Here is a 5504-nt window from a genome sequence, read left to right as displayed (position 1 = left end):
GGCGGCGGCGGGGATCCGCAGCAGCGCAGCGCCGCGGCCCCGACCACCACGACCACGGTGCCCCGGCCCGCGCCCACGACGCCCGCGCCCACCACCGATCCGGCCGCGCCCGGCCTGCCGTTCGAGCAGCTGCCCGGCGGGCTCGGCGACTTCATCGGCTCCGCCGGCACCGTCGTCGGCACGATCACCGCCAACGACGGCACGTCCCTCACGCTCAGCGGCATGGGCGGCTCGATCGTCACGGTGCGGCTCACCCCCGAGACGCAGATCATTTCGCTCGCGGGCTCCGATCCGTCGTCGCTGCGGGTCGGCGACTCGGTCGTCGCGCAGGGCTCGCCGCTGCGGAACGGGGAGATGATCGCCGACACGGTGGTCAGCGCGTCCCTGCCGTCCTTCGGCGGTCCGGGCAACTAGAACGCGATAGGCTGGCGCTCGATGACGGTGATGTGGTTCGGACTGGCGGCGATCGCACTCGCGGGTGCGTTGGCGTTGCTCTACGTCGACCGCACGCGGCGTGAGCAGTCCGGTCGCGTGCGTGAGATCTGGGCGCGCGCCCAGGGCTACAAGTACAGCGCCGCCGACGACTCCCTGCCCGGGCACTGGCACCGGGCGGCCCTCGCCAAGCAGGAGTATCTCGGCGCGGTGGACGTCGTCCACGGCATCCGCCGCGGCGAGGAATTCATCCTCTTCGACATCGAGGAGACCGCGACGATCGTCGCGGTGCGCCGCAAGGTCGGCTCCGACGTCGACATCGACCTGCGCCTGAAGTCGACGCCGCCGCCGAAGGACCCGGACATGAACCTGCTCGGCGCCATCGGGCCGCGCATCGTGTTCGCCACCGACCTCGAGATCGCCCGCCGCATCTGTGACCAGCGCATGGTCGCGTACACGGAGTCGATCCCCCCGCACGTGCAGATGCTGTGGAGCGAGGGCGAATGGACCCTCGGCTCGATCCCGGTGGGCAGCACCGGCCGCGAATGGGACGCGGCCATCGAGACCGTCGCCCGCCTCTCCGGAATCCTGCACGTGCTGCCGCCGATCGTGGAGCCGCAGGAACTCGACCGGGTCGCGCACGATCCCGGCCGGCCCTCCGCGCGGCGCTGAGCCCGCGTCACCCGACGCGGCCGGCGCGCTGCGCTAGCTTTACCCCATGACTTCCGCTGCCACCCGGCCCGTCGCCCTGGTCACCGGACCCACCTCGGGCATCGGCGCAGGCTTCGCGCGCGCGCTCGCCGGCAAGGGGTACGACCTCGTGCTCGTCGCTCGCCGTGAGGAGAGCCTGCGGTCCCTTGCCGACGAACTGGCTTCCCGTTTCGGCACCACCTCCGCGATCCTCGCCGCCGACCTGGCCACCGAGGACGGCCGCGCGGCCGTCGCCCGCCGCCTCGCCGAGGGCGTGGAGATGCTCGTCAACAATGCCGGCTTCGGCACGTCCGGCGAGTTCTGGACGGCCGACCCGGCCGTGCTGCAGGCTCAGCTCGACGTCAACGTCACCGCCGTGATGCAGCTGACCCGGGCCGCGCTGCCGCCGATGATCGCCGCCGGCAAAGGCAGCATCGTCAACGTCGCCAGCGTCGCCGGTCTGCTCTCCGGGCGGGGGTCGACGTACTCGGCCAGCAAGGCCTACGTCGTCTCGTTCACCGAGGGACTGTCCGGCGGCCTCGCCGGCACCGGGGTGAAGGTGCAGGCACTGTGCCCCGGCTTCGTGCACACCGAGTTCCACGAGCGGGCCGGGATCGAGATGAGCTCGATTCCGGAACTGATGTGGCTCGACGTGGACACCGTGGTGCGCACCTCCCTCGCCGACCTCGAGGCGGGCAAGGTGATCAGCATCCCCGGCCTGCAGTACAAGGTGCTCACGACGGTGGGCCGGCTCGTCCCGAAGAACCTGGTGCGCCGGGCGACCAACCTGGTCGGCCGGGGCCGGGACCGGACGTAGGCCGCACCGGATAACGGTCCGGACACGGCGCCACGACACGGCGCGTCGCGCTCCGGGTGTCGCGTCCGCTGCGCGGTAGATTCCGCCCTGTGACGTCTGTGGCCCTTGTGATTGTCGTTGCGGTCGTGGTGATCGTGTTGCTGTGGACGCGTGCCGCCGTCCGCCGCCTCCGGGTGCTGAAGATGCGCCACCGCGACAGCCTGCGCCTGCTGACCAACGAACTCGACGACCGCTACGACCAGGTACCCGCACTCATCGCGGCGTCCGCCGGTGCGGGTCTGGATCGCAGCCGGCTCAGCCCCGTCGTCGGGGCGCGATCCCTGGCGATCGCCATGCGCGACCAGCGGCTGCCGCTGGGGGAGCGGGCCGCGGCCGAGAACACCCTGTCGGCGGCCCTGCACGAGCTGATCGGCGTCCTCGACGGCGTCAACCACTGGCCGTTCATCCGCGTCGCCCGCGAGTTGCGGACCCGCGAGCAGCGCATCGCCGGGGCCGCCCGCGTCCACAACGATCTCGGCCGCACCATCAACACCGCCGCCACCACCTTCCCGACCTCGGTGTTCGCGCGCATCGCCGCGGTCGGACCCGTCCCGCTGTTCGAGGTCGTCGCCCCGCTCGCCCCCGCCCCGCTCGCCCCCGCCGCGGTCGTCCCGCCGGTGCCGGTCGCGCCGGAGCCGGCCGCCGCCTCCGCAGACGCGACGACCGGCGGATCGGACACCGTCGCCGCCTGACCGCCGGCCCCCGGCTAGGCTCGTCGTCGCCGGCGCCCACGGGTGCGGCGTGGAACGAGAGACGGTAAGGGGTTGCGATGAGTGATCGCGAGGAGTTGGCTGCGCTGGTCCGAGAACTGGCGGTGGTGCACGGCAAGGTGACCTTGTCGTCCGGCAAGGAGGCCGACTACTACGTGGATCTTCGCCGCGCCACCCTGCACCACCGGGCCGGGCCCCTGATCGGCAAGCTCATCCGGGAACTGGTCGCCGACTGGGACTTCGACGCCGTCGGCGGACTCACCATGGGTGCCGACCCGGTCGCGCTCGCGGTCATGCACGCACCCGGCCGTCCGATCGACGCGTTCGTCGTCCGCAAGGCCGCCAAGGCGCACGGCATGCAGCGGCAGATCGAGGGCCCCGACGTGCTCGGCAAGCGGGTCCTGGTGGTCGAGGACACGACCACCACGGGCAACTCTCCGCTCACCGCCGTCAAGGCCCTGCGCGACGCCGGCGCGACCGTCGTGGGTGTCGCCACCGTCGTCGACCGGGCCACCGGCGCCGGCGAGGTGATCGCCGCGGAGGGCGTGGAGTACCGCTACCTGCTGGGCCTGCAGGACCTGGGACTGCAGGACGCCTAGGAGTCCGGGTGCGACGGACCGCGGCCCGCCTCGCGGACGGCCGGGAGCTGTTCTACTTCGACGACACCGAGCCGTACGCCGGGGGCGGTGCGGTGCGGGAACGGCACGACACCCGGCGGCTGCCGCCGGCCGGGGCTGCGTCCGAACTGCGCTTCGACCCGCTCACGGGGGAGTGGGTGGTCTCCGCGTCGCACCGCATGGACCGCACCTTCCTGCCGGACCCCGCCGACTGCCCGCTGTGCCCCACCCGGCCGGGCCGGGCCGCCACCGAGATCCCCGCCGACGACTACGACGTGGTGGTGTTCGAGAACCGTTTCTCAGCCCTCGGATCCGGTGGCGCCGACGCCGGTCCGGTGGACGGCGACCCGCTGTGGCCGCGACGGCCCGCGACGGGACGCTGCGAGGTGGTCGCGTTCACCGCCGACCACGACGCCCGCTTCGCCGACCTGAGCGTCGAACGGGTCCGCACGGTGTTCGACGCACTGGCCGACCGCACCGCCGAGCACTCGGCCGCCCCCGAGGTGCGGCAGGTGTTCTGCTTCGAGAACCGCGGCGCGGAAATCGGTGTGACACTGCAGCATCCGCACGGTCAGATCTACGCCTACCCGTTCCTGCCGCCACGCTCGCAGGTGCTGCTGCAGCGTGCCCGCGCGCACCACGCGGCGACGGGCCGGTTGCTGCAACGCGACGTGCTCGACGCGGAACGCCGGGCGGGCACCCGCGTCGTGTGGGCCGGACGACGGTGGACCGCCTATGTACCGGCGGCGGCGCGCTGGCCCGTCGAGGTGCACCTCGCCCCGCATCGCGACGTGCCGGACCTCGTCGCCCTCGACGACGCCGAGCGCGACGAACTGGCGGTGCTCTACCGGGAGTTGCTCCGTCGCGTCGACCTGTTCTTCGACGGCGTGGAGCGCGTCCCGTACATCGCGGCCTGGCACCAGGCGCCGGTCGGCGACGAGCGACCGTACGGTCGTCTGTTCTGCCAGATCTTCTCGCTGCGACGCGCTGCCGACAAGCTCAAGTACCTGGCCGGATCGGAGTCCGCGATGGGCGTATGGATCAGCGACACCTCCCCCGAACGCATCGCGGTGCGGCTGCGGGAACTCGCCGGATGAGCGTGGCCGCGGCCGCCGCAGCCGGGTTCGCCGAGGCGTTCGGGGGGGCCCCGGAGGGGGTGTGGTGCGCGCCGGGCCGGGTCAACCTGATCGGTGAGCACGTCGACTACGCGGGCGGGCTGTGCCTGCCGCTGGCGCTGCCGCAGGTCACGGCCGCCGCGGTCCGGCGACGCGACGACGGCGCGGTCCGGCTGGTGAGCGAGGGCTTCGCCGGTGTGTCCTTTGGGCGGCTGGGGCAGCCCAAAGGACACACCGGCGGCTGGGCCGCCTACGTCGTCGGGGTGATCGGCGCGCTCGACCCGCCGGGATTCGCGGGCGCCGACATCGCGATCGCCTCCGACGTGCCGGTCGGCGCGGGCCTGTCGAGTTCGGCGGCGCTCGAGGCGGCCGTGGCTCTCGCCCTGGCCGAGCTGTCCGGGCTGCCGGTCGACGATCCGGGCCGGGCCGTCCTCGCCGCCGCCTGCACGCGGGCCGAGAACGACTACGTCGGCGCCCCCACCGGCGGGATGGATCAGCAGATCGCGCTGCGCGGCCGGGCTGGGCACGCCCTCCTGCTGGACTGTGCGACGGGCGAGGTCGAGCACATCCCGATCGACCTCGAATCGCACGGCCTGGCACTGCTCGTCGTCGACACCGACGCCCCGCACCGCCTCGTCGACGGGCAGTACGGGCAGCGGCGGCGCGACGTCGAGGAGGCCACGCGCCGGCTCGGGAGCCTGCGCGACGTCGGCACCGTCGCCGCGCTCGGCGCGCTGACCGACCCGGTGCTGCGGCGCCGGGCCGGGCACGTCGTCACGGAGATCGCCCGGGTCCGCGCCGCCGTCGCGGCCCTGCGCGACGACGCCCCGCGACGGCTCGGACCGCTGCTCGACGCCGCCCACCGGTCGCTGCGCGACGACTTCGAGGTCAGCTCCGTCGAACTCGACACCGCCGTCGACGCCGCGCGCGCCGCCGGTGCGCTGGGTGCGCGGATGGTGGGTGGCGGATTCGGCGGCTCGGCGATCGCATTGTGCCGGGCGACGGACGTCGACGCGGTGGCGGAGGCCGTCACGGTGGCCGCCCGCGAGCGGGACCTGCCGCGCCCGAAGTTCCTGCGGGCGAC

Annotated in this window: 6 protein-coding genes and 1 pseudogene; all 7 read left to right on the top strand. The window is 73.5% G+C overall.

Features of this window, described 5'->3' with window-relative positions; all coding sequences use genetic code 11:
- Positions 1–414, top strand: a pseudogene (locus OEY_RS0107290) (DUF5666 domain-containing protein); the annotation flags it as partial.
- A gap of 30 nt (positions 415–444) precedes the next feature.
- A complete protein-coding gene (locus OEY_RS0107285; RefSeq protein WP_017680746.1) occupies positions 445–1104 on the top strand; it encodes a hypothetical protein in 660 nt (219 codons plus the stop codon).
- Between the two features lie 46 nt (positions 1105–1150).
- The gene (locus OEY_RS0107280) at positions 1151–1939 is read left to right on the top strand and encodes an SDR family NAD(P)-dependent oxidoreductase (RefSeq protein ID WP_010593231.1); all 789 of its coding nucleotides are present in this window, start codon (positions 1151–1153) and stop codon (positions 1937–1939) included.
- 107 nt (positions 1940–2046) lie between these two features.
- Positions 2047–2670: a LemA family protein gene (locus OEY_RS0107275; RefSeq protein ID WP_010593230.1), complete on the top strand. Its 624-nt coding sequence runs from the start codon at positions 2047–2049 to the stop codon at positions 2668–2670.
- Between the two features lie 77 nt (positions 2671–2747).
- The gene (gene pyrE / locus OEY_RS0107270; protein WP_010593229.1) at positions 2748–3287 is read left to right on the top strand and encodes an orotate phosphoribosyltransferase; all 540 of its coding nucleotides are present in this window, start codon (positions 2748–2750) and stop codon (positions 3285–3287) included.
- An 8-nt stretch (positions 3288–3295) separates the two neighbouring features.
- Complete coding sequence (galT, locus tag OEY_RS0107265; RefSeq protein ID WP_010593228.1) at positions 3296–4402, top strand: galactose-1-phosphate uridylyltransferase; 1107 nt, start codon at positions 3296–3298, stop codon at positions 4400–4402.
- A partial coding sequence (gene galK / locus OEY_RS28120) for a galactokinase (RefSeq protein WP_010593227.1) occupies positions 4399–5504 on the top strand: 1106 nt, incomplete at its 3' end. The genes galT and galK, both read left to right, overlap by 4 nt.

The sequence above is a fragment of the Rhodococcus sp. P14 genome, assembly GCF_000256505.1.
GTDB lineage: Bacteria > Actinomycetota > Actinomycetes > Mycobacteriales > Mycobacteriaceae > Rhodococcus > Rhodococcus ruber.
This window is presented reverse-complemented; position numbering and strand designations above follow the sequence as displayed.